Annotated in this window: 19 protein-coding genes and 1 tRNA gene; 8 read left to right on the top strand and 12 right to left on the bottom strand. The window is 66.6% G+C overall.

The annotated features are described in order from the left end of the window. Positions 1-27: 27 nt before the first annotated feature. The 6 genes from K1X59_RS17175 to K1X59_RS17200 are packed head-to-tail and all read right to left on the bottom strand — an operon-like array spanning position 28 to position 7,736. Complete coding sequence (locus tag K1X59_RS17175) at positions 28-2,187, bottom strand: arylsulfatase (protein ID WP_183150936.1); 2,160 nt, start codon at positions 2,185-2,187, stop codon at positions 28-30. Next, entirely contained in the window at positions 2,177-3,556 is a 1,380-nt protein-coding gene (locus tag K1X59_RS17180) for an FAD-dependent oxidoreductase (RefSeq protein ID WP_220173617.1), read from the bottom strand. The genes K1X59_RS17175 and K1X59_RS17180 overlap by 11 nt, the downstream gene beginning before the upstream one ends. 5 nt (positions 3,557-3,561) lie before the next feature. Next, positions 3,562-4,440, bottom strand: a complete 879-nt coding sequence (locus tag K1X59_RS17185; RefSeq protein ID WP_183150938.1) for a carbohydrate ABC transporter permease — start codon at positions 4,438-4,440, stop codon at positions 3,562-3,564. Continuing rightward, entirely contained in the window at positions 4,437-5,399 is a 963-nt protein-coding gene (locus K1X59_RS17190) for a carbohydrate ABC transporter permease (RefSeq protein ID WP_220173618.1), read from the bottom strand. The genes K1X59_RS17185 and K1X59_RS17190 overlap by 4 nt, the downstream gene beginning before the upstream one ends. Continuing rightward, a complete protein-coding gene (locus K1X59_RS17195; protein WP_183150940.1) occupies positions 5,396-6,679 on the bottom strand; it encodes an ABC transporter substrate-binding protein in 1,284 nt (427 codons plus the stop codon). The genes K1X59_RS17190 and K1X59_RS17195 overlap by 4 nt, the downstream gene beginning before the upstream one ends. A 31-nt stretch (positions 6,680-6,710) precedes the next feature. Next, the gene (locus tag K1X59_RS17200; protein WP_183150941.1) at positions 6,711-7,736 is read right to left on the bottom strand and encodes an NAD(P)-dependent alcohol dehydrogenase; all 1,026 of its coding nucleotides are present in this window, start codon (positions 7,734-7,736) and stop codon (positions 6,711-6,713) included. Positions 7,737-7,949: 213 nt separating this feature from the next. Between K1X59_RS17200 and K1X59_RS17205 the strand changes: the two genes are divergently transcribed. After that, positions 7,950-8,894 carry an AraC family transcriptional regulator gene (locus tag K1X59_RS17205; RefSeq protein ID WP_202045334.1) on the top strand — a complete coding sequence of 315 codons (945 nt, stop codon included), beginning with the start codon at positions 7,950-7,952 and terminating at the stop codon, positions 8,892-8,894. An 87-nt stretch (positions 8,895-8,981) separates the two neighbouring features. Here K1X59_RS17205 and K1X59_RS17210 read toward each other — a convergent pair whose 3' ends face one another. The 4 genes from K1X59_RS17210 to K1X59_RS17225 are packed head-to-tail and all read right to left on the bottom strand — an operon-like array spanning position 8,982 to position 13,356. Further along, entirely contained in the window at positions 8,982-9,878 is an 897-nt protein-coding gene (locus tag K1X59_RS17210) for a galactose mutarotase (protein ID WP_183150943.1), read from the bottom strand. Then, entirely contained in the window at positions 9,871-10,773 is a 903-nt protein-coding gene (locus K1X59_RS17215) for an IclR family transcriptional regulator (protein WP_309491594.1), read from the bottom strand. Before K1X59_RS17215 ends, K1X59_RS17210 begins: the two co-directional genes overlap by 8 nt. Next, positions 10,658-11,488, bottom strand: coding sequence for an NAD(P)-dependent oxidoreductase (locus K1X59_RS17220; RefSeq protein WP_183150945.1), 831 nt, complete (start codon positions 11,486-11,488; stop codon positions 10,658-10,660). Before K1X59_RS17220 ends, K1X59_RS17215 begins: the two co-directional genes overlap by 116 nt. Further along, positions 11,485-13,356 (bottom strand): DUF6259 domain-containing protein, encoded by a 1,872-nt coding sequence (locus K1X59_RS17225; RefSeq protein WP_183150946.1) that lies wholly within the window; start codon positions 13,354-13,356, stop codon positions 11,485-11,487. The genes K1X59_RS17220 and K1X59_RS17225 overlap by 4 nt, the downstream gene beginning before the upstream one ends. Before the next feature lie 200 nt (positions 13,357-13,556). Here K1X59_RS17225 and K1X59_RS17230 point away from each other — a divergent pair, with 200 nt between their 5' ends. The 6 genes from K1X59_RS17230 to K1X59_RS17255 all read left to right on the top strand — a co-directional run bounded on the left by K1X59_RS17230 (position 13,557) and on the right by K1X59_RS17255 (position 18,721). Beyond that, entirely contained in the window at positions 13,557-14,849 is a 1,293-nt protein-coding gene (locus K1X59_RS17230) for an enolase C-terminal domain-like protein (protein WP_202045336.1), read from the top strand. Between the two features lie 40 nt (positions 14,850-14,889). Beyond that, positions 14,890-16,203: an ABC transporter substrate-binding protein gene (locus tag K1X59_RS17235; RefSeq protein WP_183150947.1), complete on the top strand. Its 1,314-nt coding sequence runs from the start codon at positions 14,890-14,892 to the stop codon at positions 16,201-16,203. After that, complete coding sequence (locus K1X59_RS17240; RefSeq protein ID WP_258566911.1) at positions 16,200-17,120, top strand: carbohydrate ABC transporter permease; 921 nt, start codon at positions 16,200-16,202, stop codon at positions 17,118-17,120. The genes K1X59_RS17235 and K1X59_RS17240 overlap by 4 nt, the downstream gene beginning before the upstream one ends. Next, a complete protein-coding gene (locus tag K1X59_RS17245; protein WP_183150948.1) occupies positions 17,117-17,935 on the top strand; it encodes a carbohydrate ABC transporter permease in 819 nt (272 codons plus the stop codon). Before K1X59_RS17240 ends, K1X59_RS17245 begins: the two co-directional genes overlap by 4 nt. Before the next feature lie 216 nt (positions 17,936-18,151). Beyond that, entirely contained in the window at positions 18,152-18,355 is a 204-nt protein-coding gene (locus tag K1X59_RS17250; protein WP_183150949.1) for a hypothetical protein, read from the top strand. A 183-nt stretch (positions 18,356-18,538) separates the two neighbouring features. Then, positions 18,539-18,721 (top strand): hypothetical protein, encoded by a 183-nt coding sequence (locus K1X59_RS17255; RefSeq protein WP_183150950.1) that lies wholly within the window; start codon positions 18,539-18,541, stop codon positions 18,719-18,721. Between the two features lie 133 nt (positions 18,722-18,854). On the opposite strand, the gene K1X59_RS17260 is transcribed toward K1X59_RS17255, so the two are convergent. Together K1X59_RS17260 and K1X59_RS17265 are read right to left on the bottom strand one after the other, a co-directional pair. Further along, a tRNA-Ser gene (locus tag K1X59_RS17260) sits at positions 18,855-18,945 on the bottom strand. A 45-nt stretch (positions 18,946-18,990) separates the two neighbouring features. Next, complete coding sequence (locus K1X59_RS17265; RefSeq protein ID WP_183150951.1) at positions 18,991-20,037, bottom strand: hypothetical protein; 1,047 nt, start codon at positions 20,035-20,037, stop codon at positions 18,991-18,993. A 122-nt stretch (positions 20,038-20,159) separates the two neighbouring features. Between K1X59_RS17265 and K1X59_RS17270 the strand changes: the two genes are divergently transcribed. Continuing rightward, positions 20,160-20,945 (top strand): hypothetical protein, encoded by a 786-nt coding sequence (locus K1X59_RS17270; RefSeq protein WP_244632143.1) that lies wholly within the window; start codon positions 20,160-20,162, stop codon positions 20,943-20,945. Positions 20,946-20,950: the final 5 nt, after the last annotated feature.

Consider the following 20,950-nt stretch of genomic DNA (forward strand, 5'->3'; position numbering starts at 1 on the left):
ACCGTCCGGACAGGAGCAGAGAGCGTGTCACCCGTCCATGAGCTCGCGAAGCAGGGCTTCGGATTGCTCTCCACTCCGAGGTCGCGGGTGGATCTCGACCGTCGCTCGCAGAATCCGCCCCGTATAGGGGAACCGGCCGTCGTAGTCGCGGACGACCGAGGCATCCTGATCGCGTCCGCACTGCGCTGAGCCCATGAAGAACCGCAGTTGCGGCACCCAGGAGACGTCGGCGTCCGCCGGGGTGCTCGTCACGTCCGTCCCGACCCGGATCGTCGCCGAGCGACCCTCCGTCAGGACGAGGGTCGCCTGCACCTTCCGCGCACCGACGTGTTCGCCGCGCGCGAGCGAGACGGCGGTGACGGCCTCCAGCGCGTTCACCGCGAACGTCAATCGACCGTCCCGCACATACAGACTCACTCCGCCGAACCTGTCGCCCATCGCCAGCAGCACTCCCTCATCCGCGCCGCCGACGGGCGAGAGATCGACCTCGACCGAGAAGTCGTGCCCGGAGATCGCGGGCGCGGCGGCCTGCGGCACCGGGGTCATACCGGGCACCAAGATCCAGCGGGTGCGATCGGGGTGTTCCGCGAACAGCTGCGACTTTCCCCGGTTGCCGAGCGGGAACACCTGGTTCGCAGCGGCCTGTTCGTTCCACAGCTCGATGAGCTTCACCAGCCGCTGTGGATGTCGGGCACTCAGGTCGGTCGTCTCTGCGGGGTCGGCGTCGAGGTGATAGAGCTCCCACCGATCATCCGCGAAGTCGTCGCCCTGGCGGTGGAACGTGACCGCTTTCCAGCCGTCGGCGAGCAAGGCGCGGTGCCCGGCGACCTCGAAGTACTGCGGTGCGCGCTCACCGAGGGCATCCGTCGCGGTGAACGTCGGGACCAGCGAGCGTCCGTGCAGCGGCATCTGTTCGATGCCCCGCACCGTCGAAGGCGGCTCCACGCCGGCGAGCTCGAGAACGGTCGGCACCAGGTCCGTCACGAACGACCGGGTGTCATCATGCATCCCGCGACGGGACACCGGAGCACCGGAGATGATGAGCGGCGAACGCGTGCCTCCGGCGTGCACCGTGTGCTTGTACCGTCGGAAAGGGGTGTTCGACGCCTGCCCCCACCCGGCCGGGTACTGGTTGTAGTAGCGGCCGGTGCCGATCGCGGCGAGATCCACCTCGACCGCGCCTTCCGGAGCATCGTTGAGCACCGCCTCCTCGCTCAGGGCGCCCAACGGCCCGCCGGCATTCGTCGCTCCGTTGTCCGACAGCACGACGACGAGTGTCTCGCCTTCGGGGTCGGCGGCCGCGATCGCATCCAGCAGCCGCCCGAGTTCGGCATCGGCGTGTTCGAGATGGGCGGCGTACGCTTCCATCAGCCGTTCTGCGACGTCTCGCTCTTCGGCGGTCAACGACTCCCACACCGGGATCGCCGGATCCGCCTCGGGAAGCACGGTGTCGACCGGGATCACACCGAGCTCACGCTGCCGCTCGAAACGACGGCGGCGCTCCTCCTCCCATCCGTGGGCGAACGCACCGCGATATCTGTCGAGATACTCCCGCGGAGCGTGGTGTGGGGAGTGCACCGCCCCGAAGGAGAGCATCGCGAATGACGGGTCGTCCGGACGCGCGTACCGGTGATCCGTGATCCATCGCACGGCCTCGTCGACGATGATCTCCGAGATGTGCCGACCACCATACGCTGCCAGGTCGACGAACGAGTTGTCCTGCACGAGCTCGGGGCGGAACTGGTGCACGCGACCCGCGAGGAAGCCGAAGAACCGATCGAACCCTCTCGCCAGCGGCCATTCGTCATAGGGTCCGCCGGGGCCGGATGCCGCGTTCGGACTCAGATGCCACTTCCCGAACAGTCCCGATGCGTACCCTGCGTCCTTCAGCAGCAGCGGGAGCATCGCAGCCGACGACGGTATCGATCCCGTGTATCCCGGATCGCCCGAGGCGAACTGCACGATCGTGCCCATGCCGACTGCGTGCGGATTGCGACCCGTCAACAGCGCGGCGCGGGTGGGCGAGCACAGCGGCGTGACGTCGAAGCCGGTGTAGCGGAGTCCTTCCGCCGCGAGTCGATCGATGTGCGGTGTGCGGATCGACGATCCGTAGCAGCCGAGATCGGAGTAGCCCATGTCGTCGAACAGCACGACGACGACATGGGGACGACGGGAGTCAGCTGACATCGTCGACGTCCACGATCGCTCCCTGCCCCCGCAGCACCGCCTGTACGCGTGCGATATCGACCGCTCTGGGCTGCACCTTCGAAGCGATGGCGACCGCCGCCGCGACCCCGGCACCATGACCGATGGCCGCGCAGGTCGCGCCGACGCGCATGGATCCGAGCGCATCACGGTCGACCGACACGCACCGACCGGCCGCGAGCAGGCCATCGATCTCGCGGGGCACCATCACCCGGTAGGAGATGTCGAACGGCTCGGGAACGAACATCGAGTGCGTCCCGACCTGCTTCTCGGTCGGGTGCACGTCGATCGGCCAGCATCCGACGGCGATGCTGTCTTCGAAGCGTCTCGCCGCACGGACGTCGTCTCCCGTCATGACGACCTCTCCGACCAGGCGCCGCGTCTCGCGCACCCCGATCTGAGTACTCGTCTGGATCAGCTTCGCGTTCTCGAACGCCGGTACCGAGGAGGTGAAGTAGTCGACGATACGGCGCGTGTCCTGTCGTCCCTCGATCTCGGCACGGCTGAGTTCGGCAGCGACCGAGGCGTCGCCCACGATGCGTGTCGAGTTCACCCAGACGAGATCGCGGTCCAGCCCGCCGAACCAGGGACCGCCGTATCGGGGCAGCTCGCCCCGCTCCGCCGCCCTGGCCATCGCCGCGCTGTCGACGACGATGTCCAGACGCGAACTGGAGTACTCGGTGAGGATCGGATCCCGCAACACGCCGGCCTCCGGCCCGATCGGCAGGAGCGTCGGCACGTCGTGACGCACGGTGGGGTCGGGTTCCGCACCGGATAGACGGAACGACATCGTCATGGGTTGCAGGCTGTCGGACTTCGTCCACTCCGCGCCGCTGCGCTCGATGAAGTCTCCGTCTCCGGTGCAGTCGATCGTGACACCGGCGAGAACCGCTCCGCGACCGTCCTTGTTCTCGACGAACGCGCCCACCACGCGGGGGCCCTCCATGATCGGCGTCGCGCCCCACGTATGGAACAGCATCTCGACGCCCGACTCCTGCAGCAGCTCGTCGGCGACGCGTTTCATGACCTCGGGCTCCGTGTTGATCACGAAGCCGTTGTCGAAGCGCGCGCCGTCCTGCTGCTCGGCGCGCTCCACCCACTCGCCGCCGATGCCCGCGACGCAGCGCGAGTACGGGCGCAGCCAGGAGTTGAATCCGGCGAGCGTGAGCACCATCCCGGCGGTCCACATGCCACCGAGGAATCCGTGCCGTTCGAGCACGAGCGTGCGGGCCCCGGCGCGTGCGGCGCCCACGGCCGCGGCGACGCCGGCCGGACCACCGCCGATGACGAGCACGTCGACCTCGGCGATGACCGGTATCTCCCGTGCGGACTCTGTGATCTTCTCGGACATCTTCTTCAACCCTTCGATGCGCCGGCCGTCATCCCGCTGACGAGATACGGCTGGAGGAACCAGTAAACGACCATGACCGGAAGGATCGAGATGAGGCCCGCGGCCATCAGCTCGCTCCAGTTGATCTCCACGTCGCCGATCATCGACGCGATGCCCTGGGGGATCGTCCAGTTGTCGCGTGAGAGCAGAAGCGTCCTCGCGAACAGCAGGTCGGTCCACGCCGAGGTCGCGGCAAGTCCGAAGCAGGCGGCCAGACCGGGGACCGAGACAGGGAGGATCATCCGCCAGAGGATGCCCCATCGAGTGCACCCGTCGACCATCGCCGCCTCGTCGATGTCGCGCGGAATGCCGTCGAAGTATCCCTTCAGTGTGAGCGCCGTCAGGGGTGTGATCGCCGCGGTGTTGGTGAGGATCACCGCCATCGAGGTGTCGAGCATCCCGAAGGTCTGGAACAGCACGAAGAACGGCAGCGCGAGGAGCGTACCGGGGAGCACGCGCCCCATGAGGAAGGAGTATGCGACGAACTTCTGCCCCGGGACCACGAACCGCGACATGGCGTACGCCGCCGTGACCGAGACCAGCGTGCTGAGCAGGGCGGCGCCGATCGTGACGATCCCCGACTGCACCAGCCACTTCAGGATGGCCGATTCGGCGAACAGCTGCACGAACGCGTCGAAGGTGAACGGCTTGCCGATGGGGATGAGCGCGGGGTTGCGGGAGAGCACCTCCGACGTCGGCAGGATCGCCGTCACGAACATCCAGTAGATCGGGAAGAACATGAAGACGATGAGCACGATCATGGCGATGAACGGCCAGTTGATCCATCGGCGACGACGACCCACCGGTCGTCCGATGGCTGTCGAGTCGAGAGTGGTGGTGGTCACAGGAATCCCTCCAGAGCGCCCTTGCTGTTGCGCTTGAGCAGCACCGCGACGAGGACGCCGACCAGGACGAAGGTCACGACACCGAGCGTCGCGGCGTTACCCATGTCGAAGTCCTCGAACGCCAGGTTGAAGACACGGACGGCGACCGTCTCGGTCGCCCCGTCGGGTCCGCCCTGCGTGGAGCCGTAGATGAAATCGAAGTCACGGAACGAGTGCATCGCACTGAAGATCGTGGCGACGAGGATGAACGGTGCCAGGCCGGGCAGCGTCACCCAGCGAAGTCGCGCCCACCAGCCGGCGCCATCGACCTGTGCAGCCTCGTACTGCTCGCGCGGGATGGACTGGAGCCCGGCGAGGAGCATGAGCGTGAAGTACGGGATCGCCTTCCAGCTGGTCGGGAGGATCACCGCGAGGAGCGCGAGAGCAGGGTCCCCGAACCAGTTGACGTCGGTGTCGATGAGGCCGAGGGTACGCAGCATGTAATTGAACACGCCGTAGGTGGGCTGCATCATCCAGACGAACGCGATCGTCGCCGTGATGCCGGGCACGGCCCACGGAACCAGCGCGAGAGTGCGCATCACGCGCTGCCCCGGCATCCTCTGATTGAGCAGCAGCGCGGTGAAGAGACCGGCGATGAACGGAAGCAGCGTCGAGCCGATCACATAGACGATGGCGACGCCGAAGCTGCGCCAAGTGTCAGGGTCGCTGAGGACTTCGCCGTAGTTGACCAGACTCAGCGGTGCTTCGAAGATCGCTCCGAGCTTGCCGAGTTTGATGTCTCGCAGGCTGATGCCACCGAGCAGCAGCAGGGCGAAGGCGAGGGAGCCGACGACGGCGATGAGGCTCGGAGCGAGATACCCGAGCACCACCACCTTGCGTCCGAACGCGCGGCCACGCCGGGCCGCCTGTGTGGGCGACCCGGCGCGGACTGCGCGTTCCAGGGAACGGGCGGAGGTCACGGCGTGAGTCCTGCGTTCGTCAGCTTCTCGTCGAGGTCCGCGAGCACATCGGCGGTGGGTGCATCGCCCTGCAGCAGCACGTGCAGCTGGGCGCCGACGACATCGGCGAACTTCGCGTAGTCGGCACGCACGCCCTGAGCGCTCGTGTCGATGATCGGTGCGCTGTTCTCCCACGCTTCCACGATCGGAGCGGTGAGCGGGTCTTCGAGCAGGGCATCGGCGGAGCCGGGGCGCGCCGTCGGGCTTGTCACGATCGTCGCGTACTGCTCGAGCGATTCCTTCGAGATGACGAACTCGAGGAACTTCTCGGCCGCAGCCTTGGTGTCGTCGTCGAGGTCGGAGGCCATGGAGAAGCCGTGGCTGATGTCGCCGGGGTTGACCTCGAAGGGCGCCTTGGCGATCTTCAGGGAGTCGACGAGCGCGGGGTCCGCCGTCGCCTGCACGGTCGAGTAGTAGAACGGCCCCTCGATCATCATGGCGCTGTTGCCGTTGAGGAAGGCCTCCCGCTTGGCGGCGAAGTTCGTGCCGACCGGGCTGTACTCGGTGCCCAGTTCGCGCCAGACGTCGAGCGCTTCGACGACATCGTCCGAGGCGAAGCTCCACTCGCCGTCATCGATCCACTCGGCCCCCCTCCCAGCGGTGAACACCAGTGCGTCGCGGACGAAGTTGGCGGTGTTGTCGTCGGTGATGGCGTAGCCGAATGCGTCTCCGGGCAGATCGGTGACCGCTTTCGCCGCGGCCACCAACTCCTCATCGGTCGTCGGCACCTCGACGCCCGCCTCGGCGAGCAGCGCTTCGTTGTAGAAGAGCGTGTAGCCGTAGTCGACCGTCAGGACGCCGTACGTCGTATCGTTCCACTCCATGGCTCCCTGAGACTCCGGCCACTCTGCGGGCACGTCCGTCTCGGCGACGAAGTCGTCGAGCGGCTCCAGGAAACCGGCCTCGGCCCAGGCGGGCAGGCTGCTGATAGGCGTGGGCACGTGGATGATGTCGGGACCGGCGCCGGCGACCGCCTGGGTCGTGACCGTCGAGATGTAGTCGGCATAGGCGATCTGCTGGATGTCGACCGTGATGCCCGGGTTCGCTTCCTCGAACTCGGGGATGATGGTGTCGAACCACACTCCGGTCTGCTCGGTGTGCGCCCAGGTGCTCAGCGTGAGCGTGACGTCTTCGGCGGTGGCGTCGGGATCGACGTCGGAATCGGCAGGGGCGGAGCATGCGACCAGACCGGTCGCGAGCACGGCTGTCACGGCAATGGCAGGGATACGTCGTCGTTCCATGGGTGGTGCCTTTCTGTGTTTTCGGGCGGGTTCAGAGTTGCGGCAGGATGAGGGTCTTGAAGACGCCGGCGCGACCGGCGGTGTCGATCGCCTCGCCGCTGTCCGCGAGGGGGAAGCGGTGCGAGATCAGCGGCTCCACCCGCACGCGGCCGGTCGCTACCAGCTCGATCGCAACGGGGAAGCAGTTCGCGTACCGGAAGACGCCGGTGATGACGAGCTCCTTCTCCTGGATCCAAGATGCGGGGATGTCGAGGCCCTCGGAGGCGCCCATCCCGACCAGGACCGCCACCCCTGCCCGTCCCAGACGCGCGATGCCGTCACGGGCGGCGCGACCGTTCCCGGAGCACTCGATGTGCACGTCGAACTCGGCATCCAGGTCTGCGAGCTCGCCGGCGGGCACCGTCGCATCCGCGCCGAGCTCGGCTGCGAGGCGGAGCTTCTCGGGATCGATGTCGGTCACGGTGACCTGGCTCGCACCGAAGGCGCGGGCGGTCTGGGCCGTGAGCAGCCCCACAGGACCCGCTCCGGTGACGAGCACCCGAGCGCCCGGTGCGATGGCCGCCTTGCGACAGGCCCACACCGAGACGGCGAGCGGCTCGACGAGGGCTCCCTGCTCGGTGGAGACGTTCTCGGGGAGCGAGAAGGCGTAGTCCGCGCGGATCGCGACCACACTCTGCAAGGTGCCGTCGACCGGCGGCGTCGCATGGAAGATCACGTCGGGGCAGAGGTTGTAGCGACCGGTACGGCACTGCTCGCAACGCCCGCAGGGTACGCCCGGCTCGATCGCGACGCGGTCGCCGACGCGGTGGGAGGTGACTTCGGCGCCCAGGGCGACGACCACACCGGCGGTCTCATGTCCGAGCACGAGAGGCGCCTCGACGACGTACTGACCGATCCGCCCGTGTCGGAAGTAATGAGCATCGGAGCCGCACACGCCGACGGCCTCGACCCGGACCAGAACCTCGTCGGCGGCGAGCTCGGGCACGGTGCGCTCTTCGATGACCATCCGTCCGACGTCGGTGAGAACAGCAGCGCGGTTGGGCGATTCATACGGCATGAGGTCGGGTTCTTCCTTGGACTCGATCGGGAGACGAAGCTGTCTGCCGCCCGAGTCTAGGAAGGGGAAGCGGAGGCGGGATAGCCACGCTGACACCTCTTGATGGTACTTCCTTGCCGTGATTAGCCGATGAAGCACGAACTTGAGTGCAGAATGCACCAGATATGGCGCTATCGTTGTGCGCAGATCGGAGAGCACATGCAAAGGATTACCGTGCCGGATCGCCTCGACACCCTCACCGGAAACGCTCTCAAGGCGCCGCCCTTCCGTGAGGTGATCCCCCGCGACCCCGGTGCCTCGTTCCGCTGGCACGAGCACGATTATCCGAACCCTCTCGCCCGCTGGAATCGTCATCCCGAGTACGAGATCCACCTCATCCGACACGGCGCGGGACGCTACATCATCGGCGACGCCGTCGGCCCGTTCGGAGCAGGACAGCTGTTCTTCGTCGGATCGAACCTGCCCCACGATTGGATCAGCGACCTGCGACCGGGGGACGTCCTCCCCGGTCGCGACGTGGTGCTGCAGTTCGACCCCGCATGGTTCGAGCGCCTCCGGGAGGTGGTGCCGGAACTGGGCGACATGTCGGCTCTGCTCGCCCGGTCGCGTCGGGGCATCGAGTTCCGCGGTGAGACGGCTCGCGAAGGAGCCCGACTGCTCGAGAGCATCGGCTCGCAGTCGGGTGCCGCCGCGATCGCCGACTTCCTCTCGCTCCTCGCCGCGCTGAGCCGCGCACCGTCGGGCGACTTCCGCACGCTGAGTTCCCGCCCGGTCGATCACGGTATGAGTGACGACCCCTCCGACGTGGTGGCATCGGCTCTGGACTACATCTTCGCGAATCTGGACTCGGAGCCGCGCCTCTCGGTCGCGGCGCGCATCGCGAACATGTCGGAGTCAGCGTTCTCCCGCTACTTCAAGAACGCCAGCGGACAGACGTTCAGCGGCATGGTCAAACGCCTGCGCCTGACCCAGGCCTGCCGCCTCCTCGTGCACACCGACGCCACCGTGGCCCAGATCGCGCAGTCCGTCGGATACTCGAACCTGTCGAACTTCAACCGACGCTTCCGCGACGAGTACGACATGACGCCCTCCGACTACCGCCGCACCCGTGTACGCGCTGGGCTCTCGGCTGTCCTGATGGACACCGCGAACCTCTGACCGACCGGGTGCACGTGCACCGGTGGAGCGGATGCCGCCGCGTCATCGGCTCGACGGTCCAGATACGTTCGCACGTGTATCAGTGCGTCACGCGCTCGCGATTCGAAGGAACCAGCTCGCACGGTTCGATTCGCCCGGCGCAAGTCTTTGGAGATCTTCGTGCGAGTTGAACGCGTCCGGCGGACAGGTCTGCGGTTCGATCGCGATGCCGCGGCGTGCAAGAGACGCGGACGGCACGTCAGCGGTGAACACCTGCAACCATCGGAAACCCTCGTCGACGCTGAGCTCGATGGTGAAGCCGTCTTGAGCAGTCACTCGAACCACCGCCAGCCCGTCATGTCGAGCCAGACGGCCGTATGCACGGCTGAAGCGCTCACCGCCGATGCGCCGAGGTGTGACGAAATCGCTGGTCGCGTCGGTCGGGCGCGGCGGCATCGGTCGCTTGGTGAGCGGATCGCTGTCAGAGCTGACGGATGCCTCGACGTGAAGCATCCACTCATCATTGACCCCGCCGCCCGCCATGAGGTAGGGGTGGAACCCCAGCCCGAAAGGGGCTGTGCCGCGGCCCATGTTCTTCCACTCCGACTCGCAGCAGATGCCCTTCTCGTCCAATCGATAGGTGACACGGAGGTGCATCTCGAAGGGGTACCCGGGCTTGTTCCCCAGAGTGATCTCGTGCGTCACGCTCGCGGCGTCGACGGCGACCCGCTGCCAGCTGGCGTCGAAGACGAACCCGTGCAGTGAATGCCCGAAAGCGGGCTCGTTGACCGGGACACGCTGCTCGAGATCGTCGTATCGGTAGCGCGAGTCGATGATGCGTCCGGGCCAGGGAGCGAGGACGGCCCCGTGATGTCCCTGCGTCCAGTCAAGTTCGGGCGGAGCACTGAGCAGCGGTCGTCCCTCGTGTTCCACGCTGCGCAGCGTGCATCCGTCCGACTCCACTCGTGCGCTCCACGCTCCGGCGGAGATACGCGTCTCAGCCATTGTCCGTGTCGTCGCGCCTCAGTCCCATCGCCACGCGCGTGATGGCGGCCGCGGTGCGCCTCGCCTCTTTTCCGAGCTCGTTGAGGCGATCGTGCATGCGATACCGCGGCCCGTACACCGAGACCGCGGCGAGCGGACCGCCGTTCTGGTCGAGGACGACGGCGGCGATCCGCTCCACATCGTCCGAGCGAGGAATCCAGACGAAACCTCGCGTGCGGGCGAGTTCATACTCTCGCGCCCACGTTTCGGGCGTGAGGCGAACCTCGGGATGCTCCACCGGCGCGCCGACGAGGTCGTCGATGATGCGGCGTTGCTCGCTCACCGACAGAGTGAACATCAGCGCGCGACCGGCGGCCGTGGCATACAGCGGCGCAGCGTTGCCGACGTGAGGGACCATCCTGAAGGGACTGGACGGGTCGTACTGATCGAGGCTCACCGTATAGTCCCCCTGGCGGACGGTGAGGATGACGGTCTCCCCGACCCGGTCCCGCAGTTCGGTGAGCAACGGACGTGCGAGATCGCTGAGGTTGTACTGACGCCGAAAGCCCTTGGCCAAACCGAGGACTCGACCAGTGAGAGCGACCTTCCTGTCCTCCCGACGAAGAAGATAGCCGGTCTCCACCAGAGTCGCGACCAGTCTCGACACAGTACTCTTTTGAATTCCGGTCAACTCCGCAAGTTCGGTGACGCCCATTCCGTGCGGGGTCTCTGCCACGGCCTCGAGCAGTTCCAGCCCCCTGACGAGTGCGCGATGTCGGTTGTCCTCACTGGTCACGGTGTCAATGCCCCCTGAGTCTCGCAACATCCGCGCGCATGCCGGAGAGTGCGGGCCGATCGTCGAGCCCCCCGACTTCGGCGATCGCCGTGGCGAATGGCGATGCGATCGCGAATGCATCCGATCGTGGCACGAATCCGAGTTCCTCGGCCGCTTTGGTCATGCTGAGTCTGCCGAATCTGTTCGCGCTCGTCGCGTTGTAGATGTCGAACCCCTGTCGGTCGGAGGTGATCAGCAGGCCCAGCATGTCGACGAAGTCGTCGGGAGCCAGATAGTCGCGCAGCATCCATCCGGCATCGGGTGCCGCGAGCTTCGCGGGATCCTGGAACGCGCCGATACGCAGCGCGACGAACGAACGGAGATCCTCCGCGCTCACGGCGAAGGCGCCGAGGGCCTCTCCGAAGCACTTCGTGACGCCGTACAGATCGTCCGGCTGCACCGGATCCGACTCGCGGATTTGCCCGTCGGTGTAGCCGGTGACGGTGTGGACGGAGGACGCGTAGATGACGCGGGGAACCTTCGCAGCGACGGCGGCGGCGACGACGTTGTACGTGCCGACGATGTTCGCGGGCAGCAGGTCTTCCCACAGGGTGGACGGGCTGCGCTGACCTGCGAGATGGAGCACGGTGTCGATACCGTCCATGACCCCGCGGAGGTTCGAGATGTCCGCGAGGTCGACCTCGACGACGCTGCCCAGCGCCCGCTGCTCGGCGTCGAGAGTGCCGGGCAGGTCGAGCAGGGTGAACTCGTACTCGTCTGCGGTGGCGCGCACGAACGCCGTGGCGATGCTGCCGGCCGCGCCGGTCACCAGCACCCGGTGCCGGTCGGGCGTCACCGGCTGCTCCCCGCGAGCACGGCCACAACGCTGTGTGCCGCCACATCTGCCGACACGTTCCACCGCTCGTCCGTGCAGTTCCAGTAGACATCGAGCACGTCACCATCGAGTGCATACCGGACGTGGGTGATCGGGCCGAAATCGACGAGCGAGAACGCGCCGCGGAAGAACAGGTCGCGGTGGCGCTCGCGGATGGCGATGAGTTGCGCCACGTGCGCGGCGTATTCCGGCATGTCTCGGACGTCACGTCGCGAGCGGTGCAGGGCGACGTCGAAGATGAGGTTGTATGTGAGCGCGTAGTTGAGATGATCCCGCCATCCCGTGCGCTGGTCGTGCACCAGCCTGTTGCTGACGACGGGTTCGGGGTACACCGTGCGGAAGAGTGCCGGGAAGGCCTCCGGTCCGTCGGTGAAGGCGAAGCCCCATCCGTGGTGATAATTCAGCAGGGAGATCATGCCGTCGGCCATGCCCTCCGATCCCAGCGTCTTGGCATCCGCGGCCTCGCGCAGCCCCGCCAGGGTGCGGGCGCGCTGAAGCGACTCCACGCCGACGCGCGTGCCGTGATCGTGCGATGCGTCATAACAGGGCCAAGCTGCCAGGTGATAGGCGGTCTGATCGAAGAAGATGTCGTCGGCGCCGAGGGCTGCCTGAGCGCTCGCGACCTCGGCCATCCGGTTGCGCCACCGGGGTGCGCCGTGGCAGGCGATGAGGAAGGAGCCGGGTGCGAAATGGCGCAGTGTCTGAGATTCGCGGGCGAACGCGTAACCGACGACATAGTCGAGTCCGGCGGCGTCCTTCTTGGTCACCTCGGCACCGTGTTGCGCCGCGAAGTCACTGGTGCGGTCGATGAGGTTTCCATTCGCGTAGAGGGATATGAAGCCGCCCCTGCTGCGGATCTCGGCGATCGCGCGTCGCAGTCCTTCTGCGCCGCCGAGCGCGTCATCCGGTTCGTATTCCGGGTACCCGCGGTCGAAGCCTTCCTTCCACCAGCCGAAGAGCAGGATGCCATCGAGTCCGACCTCGCGGCCGGCCTCGAAGACCTCGAGCAGATCTTCGTAGCGGTAGAGGATCTGTCCGAATTGGTGCTTCATGATGATGCGCTGCCACCCCTGCATCGGTTTCGTGGAGGGATGGGGCCCGGTGTACCAGGTGTCCGCCCAGCTGCGGTAGCGCGCCGCGCTCGCGGCCCAGTCGTCGTCGACGGCGAGGATGACGGGCGGGAGAGTCCCGATGGATCGACCGAGCGGTGCCACCGTCGTCAACCACAGTTCGCCCTCTTCGCCGCGTGGCGGCACGCCCGTGCTCAGCAGTGCGCTGCTGAAGTCCGGGTCGTGGCGTCCCATGTAGAGGAAACCCTCATCGAGTTCCACGCCGTGCCAGGGCATCGTCATGTCGCCGGGGTATGCCACGGCTTCCCACACCCCTGCGCCGTCGTCGACCATGTACTCGGTATGGGCCCGGTAGAGGGTGGTGCGGGGGTTCTCGATCCGGCGACCGAGCCCGTGCGCGCGATAGACGACTTCGTCGTCGGAAGCTGTCGCGGCATCGAGTTCAACGACGGGAAGGGCGACCTCTCGCACGATGCTGCCGTCGTGCGACTCGAGGGAGGCGGTGAACTCGAAGGCACCGTCCGCTGTTCGGATCTCGACGGAGAACGAGACGTCGAGGACGATGCCGTCGGTCGATGTCAGACGGTCATAGCCGAGGGTGACCCCCTCTGCATCGCGCGTCACCGTCGGCATCTGGTCTTCGGAGTGGACCGTCAGTTCGCGGTGGTCCCCCTTGACCGCCGTCAGCGTCCAGAGCCGTCCGCGGGGACTCGTGAGCCGGCGGGAGCCGACCTGGATCGATGCACGGGCATCGGTCACAGTGAGGGTGAGTGGGCCGGCTGACACATCGTGTCGCTTCATCGCGTGCATGCCGTGGATACTAAGGACGGCTGCGCCCTATCGGCAACCTTGTTCCTGATATGGCATGTCCGAACGGGACATTGCCGTATCCGGAACGTCTTTGCCGTAAATGAATCTGTTGCCTAGCGTGGCGGCACACGTCGAGGAAGGACGCGGACATGGACGTTCAGCATCACGCTCCGATGCGGTCGCGAATAGCGCCCGGGTACACGCAGAGCGATGCGATGCCGCCGGTGCCCTGGCACGATCCCTCCGGCGTTCGGATCACCCGGGTGTCCGCGACGATCACGGCGCCGGACGGCGTGAACCTCGTCATCGTCCGTGTCGACACCGGGGAGCCCGGTTTGATCGGCTGGGGGTGCGCCACGTTCACGCAGCGGGCGTTCGCGGTGGCCGAGATCGTCAACACCTATCTCGATCCGTTGCTGCGCGGCCGCGACATCTCCGACATCTCCGACATCTGGCAGACCACGACGCTCGACGCATACTGGCGTGGGGGTCCTGATCTCGGCAGTGCTCTGGCTGGTGTGGACGAGGGACTCTGGGATCTCGCAGGAAAGCGACTCGGCGTGCCCACCTGGCATCTGCTCGGCGGACGCGTCCGCACGGCAGTCGAGACCTACACGCATGCCTCCGGGCGCGACTTCCAGGAGCTGGCGGATCAGGTCTCGGCCTGTCGCGATGCGGGGTATCGACACGTGCGATGCCAGATGACCGTCCCCGGCCAGTCCACCTACGGCGCGGCTCAGGCCGATCGTGCGCACTCCACCTGGGATCCCGAGGCGTACATGCGCCTTGTGCCGAACATGTTCGCGCAGCTGCGTGAGCGATTCGGCGACGAGCTCGAGATCATCCACGACGTTCATGAACGCGTCGATCCTCACCAGGCGGTACGCCTCCTCCGCGCCGTCGAGGAGTACCGGCCGTTCTTCATGGAGGATCCGGTCGCGCCCGAAGACGTGGACTGGCTGCCTCGTCTTCGCGCCCATGTCTCCACGCCGATCGCACTGGGAGAATTGCTCAGCGACATGCAGACATTCGTGCGCATCGTCACCGAGCGCCAGGTCGACTTCGTCCGTTGCCACATCTCGGCGATCGGCGGTCTCACCCCCGCGCGCAAACTCGCGACACTGGCAGAGCTGATGGGTGTGCGGACGGCCTGGCACGGTCCGCGTGACGTGTCGCCCATCGGGCACGCCGTGGCGCTGGCGCTCGACCTTTCCTCGGGTGCTTTCGGCATCCACGAGCACTTCGAGTTCTCACCCCAGACGATGGAGATCTTCCCCGGAACACCGACGACGTCCGACGGGATGATCGCTGCCAACACCGCGCCAGGACTGGGAGTGGAGTTCGACGAGGACGTCGCGCGAAAGCACCCACCCGTGTCGGCATCCACCAACTGGCACTACAGCCGCGTGCGCCGCCGCGACGGCTCATCGCAGCGTCCCTGAAACACCCACACTGACCCCTGCAAGAAGAAAGTAGGAAGCAATGAAGCGTCCTCTCGTCACCCTGGCCGTCGTTTCCGTCGCCGCTCTCGCCCTGACGGGCTGCGGCACCGGAGGGACGGTGAACACCTCGTCGTCGTCGGACCCGATCTCCACGGACATCACCGACGAAGAGGTGGTGCTCAAAGTCGCCTACGCCAGCGACCCACCCATCACTCCACTCACCGAGGGTTTCACGAAGCTGCACCCGAATGTGACTTTCGACCTGGTGCAGACTCCGTTCGCCGACTATCAGACCAGCCTGAAGCTCTCTCTGAGCGGCGACGACACCCCTGACATCGTCCAATACAGCCCGGGGCCCATGCGATCGATCGTGCCGGCGGGGCTCGTCGAGAAGCTCGACGAGTACGCCGAGGCGTATGGCTGGGCCGACACGGTCTCACCATCCCTGTTGGGGATGCTGACGTCGAATGAGGATGCGACGCAATACGGAACGGGCGATCTGTATGCCGTGCCGGGCGCTATCCAGATGATCGGCGTCTTCTACAACAAGTCGCTCACGGAGGCCGCGGGCGTCGACGGTGCGCCGGAGACGCTGGCCGAATTCGAGAATGATCTCGATGCGGTCAAGGGATCCGGCGTCACGCCGATCGCGATGCCCGCACTCGGGATCGGCGGATTCCAGCTCTGGGGCGCGCTGTCGAACGTGCTCGCCGATCCAGCCGTCTTCAACGAGTGGGTGTACGGAAACGACGGCGCCACGCTCCTCGAAGACCCGGGCTTCGTGGATGCGGCGGCGACGATCACCGAGTGGTCGAATGCCGGATACTTCCCGAACGGCGCCGCGGCCGTCGCCGACGCCGACGCGATCGCTTCGTTCAGCGCGGGAGACCAGGCGTACTTCGTGACCGGCAACTGGAACACCCAGCTGTTCCAGGAGGCTCTCGGTGACGACCTCGGATTCTTCTTGATGCCGGGCGAGACGGAGGACGCGCCGGCAGTGGCCACGGGGTCGGGCTTTCCGTACTCGATCTCCGCGAAGTCGCAGAACAAGGATGTCGCAGCGGCGTTCCTCGACTACGTCGTCAGCCAGGAGGCGGCGGGCGGCATCTATGAAAGCGGCTTCATCCCGGTCACCCCGGATGGTGCGATCACGTCGGACGACGTACGGGGCCAGCTGCAGTCGGACTACGAGACCGTGGTCGCAGACGACGGCATCGCGCCGTTCGCGAACTGGGCGACGAGCTCGATGATCGATGTGCTCACCAGCGGAGCCCAAGGTCTGATCTCGGCTGATGTCACCCCCGAGGCGTTCGTCGAATCGCTGCAGGCCGACTGGGAGTCGAACCGACCGTGACGATCACGCAGACGCGGGGTGGGCGTGCCGACGCAGTGCGCCCACCCCGCAGGCGCCGCTGGCGCGGCGCACGCGCCTACTTGTACGTTCTGCCTGCAGCGCTCGTGTACGTCGGGTTCTCGCTGTGGCCCGCACTGAATACGGTGTACTACTCGCTATTGGAATGGGACGGGCTGAACCCCGGGACATGGGTCGGACTCGAGAACTACATCAGCGTCTTCACCGATGAGGCGTTGCTCTCCTCCATCCAGCACAGCCTCGTGCTGATCCTGTTCTTCGCTGTCCTGCCCATCATGATCGGCTTGCTGCTGTGCGGTCTCCTGATGGGCAAGGGAACGCGGGGGATGACGGCCTTCCGCATCATCTACTTCCTGCCGCAGGTCGTCCCGCTCGTCGCCGTCGGTGTGACATGGCGCTGGATCTATTCCGACACCGGCATCGTGAACACCATGCTCCGCAGCGTCGGCCTGGGGTTCCTGGCGCAGCCGTGGCTGGCTCAGCAGTCGACGGCGTTGATCGCCATCGGACTCATCGGCACGTGGTGCATGACAGGACTGTGCATGATCCTCTTCATCAGCGGTGCGCAGAAGATCGATTCTTCCCTCTACGAAGCGGCCGCGATGGATGGTGCCGGGGCCGTACGGCGCTTCGTTTCGGTGACGCTGCCGGGGCTTCGGGGGGAGATCTCGATCGCGGCGGTGATCACCACGATCGCCGCGCTCGCGAGCTTCGACCTCGTCTACGTCACGACGGGCGGCGGCCCCGTGAACGCCACGACCATCCCGGGGCTCCTCGTCTACCGGCTCGCCTTCAGCTACAACGACGTCGGCACCGCGGCATCCCTCGCGATCGTCCTCACGATCCTGATCCTCCTTTTCGTTGCACTGATCCGCCGCCTCACCCGGGAGAAAGCATGAAGTCCTCCGCACTCACCCTCACCGCCCGCCATCTCGTGCTGGTGATCTTCGCGGTGGCGTTCCTCATCCCGTTCGTCGGCATCGTGCTGGCCGCCGTGCAGTCCGGACAGGTGAACGGATTCGCGCTTCCCGAGGCATGGGAGTGGGGCAATTTCGCCCGTGCCTGGGAAGAGGGGCACTTCAGCGATCTGATGGTCTCCAGCCTCATCATCGTGTCACTCGTGGTGCCGACGGCGATCGTGCTCTCCGTGCTCGCCGGCTACGGCCTGGCCGTGATCCGCCCGAAGGGGAACACCGTCATCACGAGCGCGTTCGTCGTCGGGCTGACGCTGCCCACGGAGTTGGTGGTGATCGCGCTGTACTACCAGCTGGGTTCGCTCGGGCTGACGAACAACTACATCGGCATCGCCCTGGCTGAGGTTGCGCTCTTCCTGCCGTTCGGGGTGTTCTGGATGAGCACCCACTTCTCGGGCATACCGCGGGAACTGGTCGAATCGGGCCGGATCGACGGCGCGAGGGACTTCCGGGTGTTGTGGTCGTTGCTCATGCCCATCTCGTGGCCCGCGGTCACCACTCTGGCGGTGCTGCTCTTCGTCTGGGCATGGAACCAGTTCCTCATCGTTCTCGTGCTGATGCAGAGCCCGACCAAGCGCACGGCCACGGCAGGGCTGGGATTCTTCGTCGGAGAGTTCAGCACCGACGTGCCGCTGCTCGCGGCGGCATCCCTCATCGTCATCACGCCGGTCATCGTGGTGTATCTGATCTTCCAGCGCAGCTTCGTGAACGGGATCACGCAGGGCGCTGTGAAGGGGTAGTGCGGAGCGCCTGATCGACCGCGCACGGCGAGGTCAGAGGTGTGAACTCGCCGTGCACCGGATCTGGCCCGGCCCAACCGGAAGGGTGTCGACGGGTCCTAGCGCGCCAGAGGCGGAGTGGGCTGCCATGCTGGTGGTATGACGTCCAGGGCGGGTCTGTGATCAACTGTCGTTCATCCGCACCGTATTGAATAGGCATCGGAAAGAGGCAACCCCATGCGATCTTGGCTGCTCTTCATAGGAAGCGTCGTCGCGGCCCTGATCCTCCTCGCGCTGCTTGCGACCGGCTTTCCGTCAGCATCACCGATCATCTTCCTCATCGGTACTCCGATTGTCGTCGTCGGTGCAGGCTTGGGAGCCAAGTTCGTCCAACGGAGGATCGCTGCGCGCCGTCAGAAGCACGTCGGCGGGCACGCCTGATCGCTGATACACGGGGACTCGGATTCCGGGCCCCCTTTTCTGTGCCTGATCGAAGGCCGTCGGGGAAGTGTAGCCCTGGGGCTACAAGCCGACGGAGGCCTGGGTCGACCACCGGGCCGCCAGGCACGATGGTCGCGGAACCCTCTGGCGACGAACCGTCGCCAGCCCGAAAAGGAGACGACAATGCCCCGCACGCTCGCACAACGCCTGACGGTGTCGCTGCCGCTTGTCGGCGTCGCTCTCCTGCTGGCCTCGATGCTTCTCCCGGTTCAGTTTGCGGTCGCCGCGTGGGGCCTTGCGATGATCGCATTCCTCACGGCCCTTGCCTGCGCCCTGACGGCTCAGCTGCGGCGGCGAACGGACTGAATCGACTCACTCGAGCGAGTCGCCATCGCGCCGAGAATCAGACTTGGTGACCGGCGCGCTACCGCGCCTGCACCGCAAGCACGACGAAGGCCCCGCATCCCGGTCGTTAAGACGGGAGTCGGGGCCTTCGTGGTGGCGGTGACGGTGGGATTTGAACCCACGGTAGGGGGTTACCCTACACAACTTTTCGAGAGTTGCACCTTCGGCCGCTCGGACACGTCACCGCGGAACAGCTTACGCGACGAGCGGCGAGCGCGCGAATCGAACGGTCACCAGGCGGAGGCGACCTCGGCGTGGGTGCGGAGGATGCTCTCGGTCGAGCCGGCGGGCGCTCGTCCGATGCCGCACTCGGTCGCGACACCGAACGCGGTCGTGAACGGGGCCGCGGCGGCGATGCGGCGCTGTGCTCCTTCAGGGCCGTCTTCCCGGTGGACGAGTCCCAGGTACAGCTCGTCGACCGGGGCGAGGTCGGCGAGCGGGGCGAAGTACCCCTCGTCGTCGCGCTCGATCGGCACCGGCAGGTGCAGCCAGGTGAGCGGGCGGCCCGAGGCGGCCATGACCGCGTTCGCGTAACGCACGAGGTTCGCGGCATCCGTCGGTTCGAAGAAGTGCTTCTCCCCCGCGTCGCCGTAGCAGAGGTGCACTCCGACCTCGACGTCGCCCGGCACGGCGTCGACCAGGGCGGCCAGGCGCGACACGAGACCGTCGAACGGGTCGCCCGGCCACCACGCCTCCATGACGGCGCCGTATCCGGCCGCGCGTTCGATGATGCCCATCTCGCTCGCGACGTCCCACTGCACGGCGAGGTCGTCATGCGGGACGGCGGCAAGGATAGCGTCGAGCTCGCGCAGGATCGCCGCCGTGTAGCCGGGCTCGATCGCGGCACGGTCGTCGCCGCGGAAGAAGGAGGAGATCACGGCGAGGGGTGTCGGCAGCGACACCTGGAACCGCACGTCAGCGGGAACCGCACCCTCGGCACGGAGGCGCGTGAACACGGCGTACGACTCGATCGCTGCGGATGCATAGCCGAGCGAGGGCAGCTGGATGCTCGCCGCCTCCACGCCCTCGCCGATGCGCAGGCCGCGCGCGTCGATGCCCGCCGGGAACGGGATGGGCTCCGCACCGACGCGCTCGATACCCTCTGCCCGGCCGATCACGTCGGGCTGGAACATGATCCAGTGGAACCGCTTGCCCACTTCTCCGTCGGGGATGCGACGGAGCCGGTCGCCCAGCATCTTCGCGGCCGTGCGGATCGTGGTCTCGGCGTCGTCGTAGTTCACGCTGCCCACGAGGAGGGCACCCTGCGGCTGAGTCATACCCTCAGAATATCGGCGTGGACCGCGACGTTTTCCCCGGTCGCTGCTCCGACACGACCCTGCACCACGGGTTAGGATTGCCTAAGAACCCGCCGCCTGTGGGGGCAGCGATGACGGGAAGGATGCGCAGCGTGGGATTCATCACGTCGGAGGCCCTGGCCGAGACCGGATACGTGGTCCTCGACGATCACTCCACCCCGGTCGACCCCGCCGAATGGAGCGACCTCGAATACGTCGGGTGGCGTTCGTCCGGCATCACGCGCTTCGCCCCGCTCACCAGCTATGCGGGCGACGTCGACTGCAACGGCTTCTGGAATCACACGCCACCGCGCACCGACAAGGGCGGCGTGTGGGTCGACTCCCAGGTCGCCATCGCCCCCTCCCTCCAACGCCTCGCACAGGAACCCGGAGCCGGCGTCGGACGCTGCCGGGTGATCGAGCTGCAGCCCAACGAGTACGCCGACGCGATCTACAACCTGCACCAGGACGACAACAACCGCCTCAACGAAGAGGGCACCGGCTGGGTGGTCCGCGCGTTCTTCAACCTCTCCGACGATGACGAGTCGATGCTGATCCTGCGCTCCGACCGCTTCGACCCGGCGACCGAGATCCGACTGTCGCTGCACGCGGGCTCCCGCATCGTCGTCGACACGCAACGCTTCTGGCACGCGGTCTGGCACCGGGGCGCCGCGCCGCGCTACGCGCTCATCACGTCATGGACCAGCGGACCGGAGCTCGACGCGTACATCGCCGCGAACCACGGCGACCCGCACCCGCCGACGATCGACCTCGACGCGCCGTTCGTCGACGCGGCACAGGTCGAGATGCACCGCCGGATCGAGGAGCGCCGCCGGGCGTTCGAGGCCCAGGGCATCGTGATGGAGCCGCCCGTCGACATGAGCGTCTGACCCCT

The organism is Microbacterium sp. Se5.02b (assembly GCF_019464375.1).
Taxonomy (GTDB): domain Bacteria; phylum Actinomycetota; class Actinomycetes; order Actinomycetales; family Microbacteriaceae; genus Microbacterium.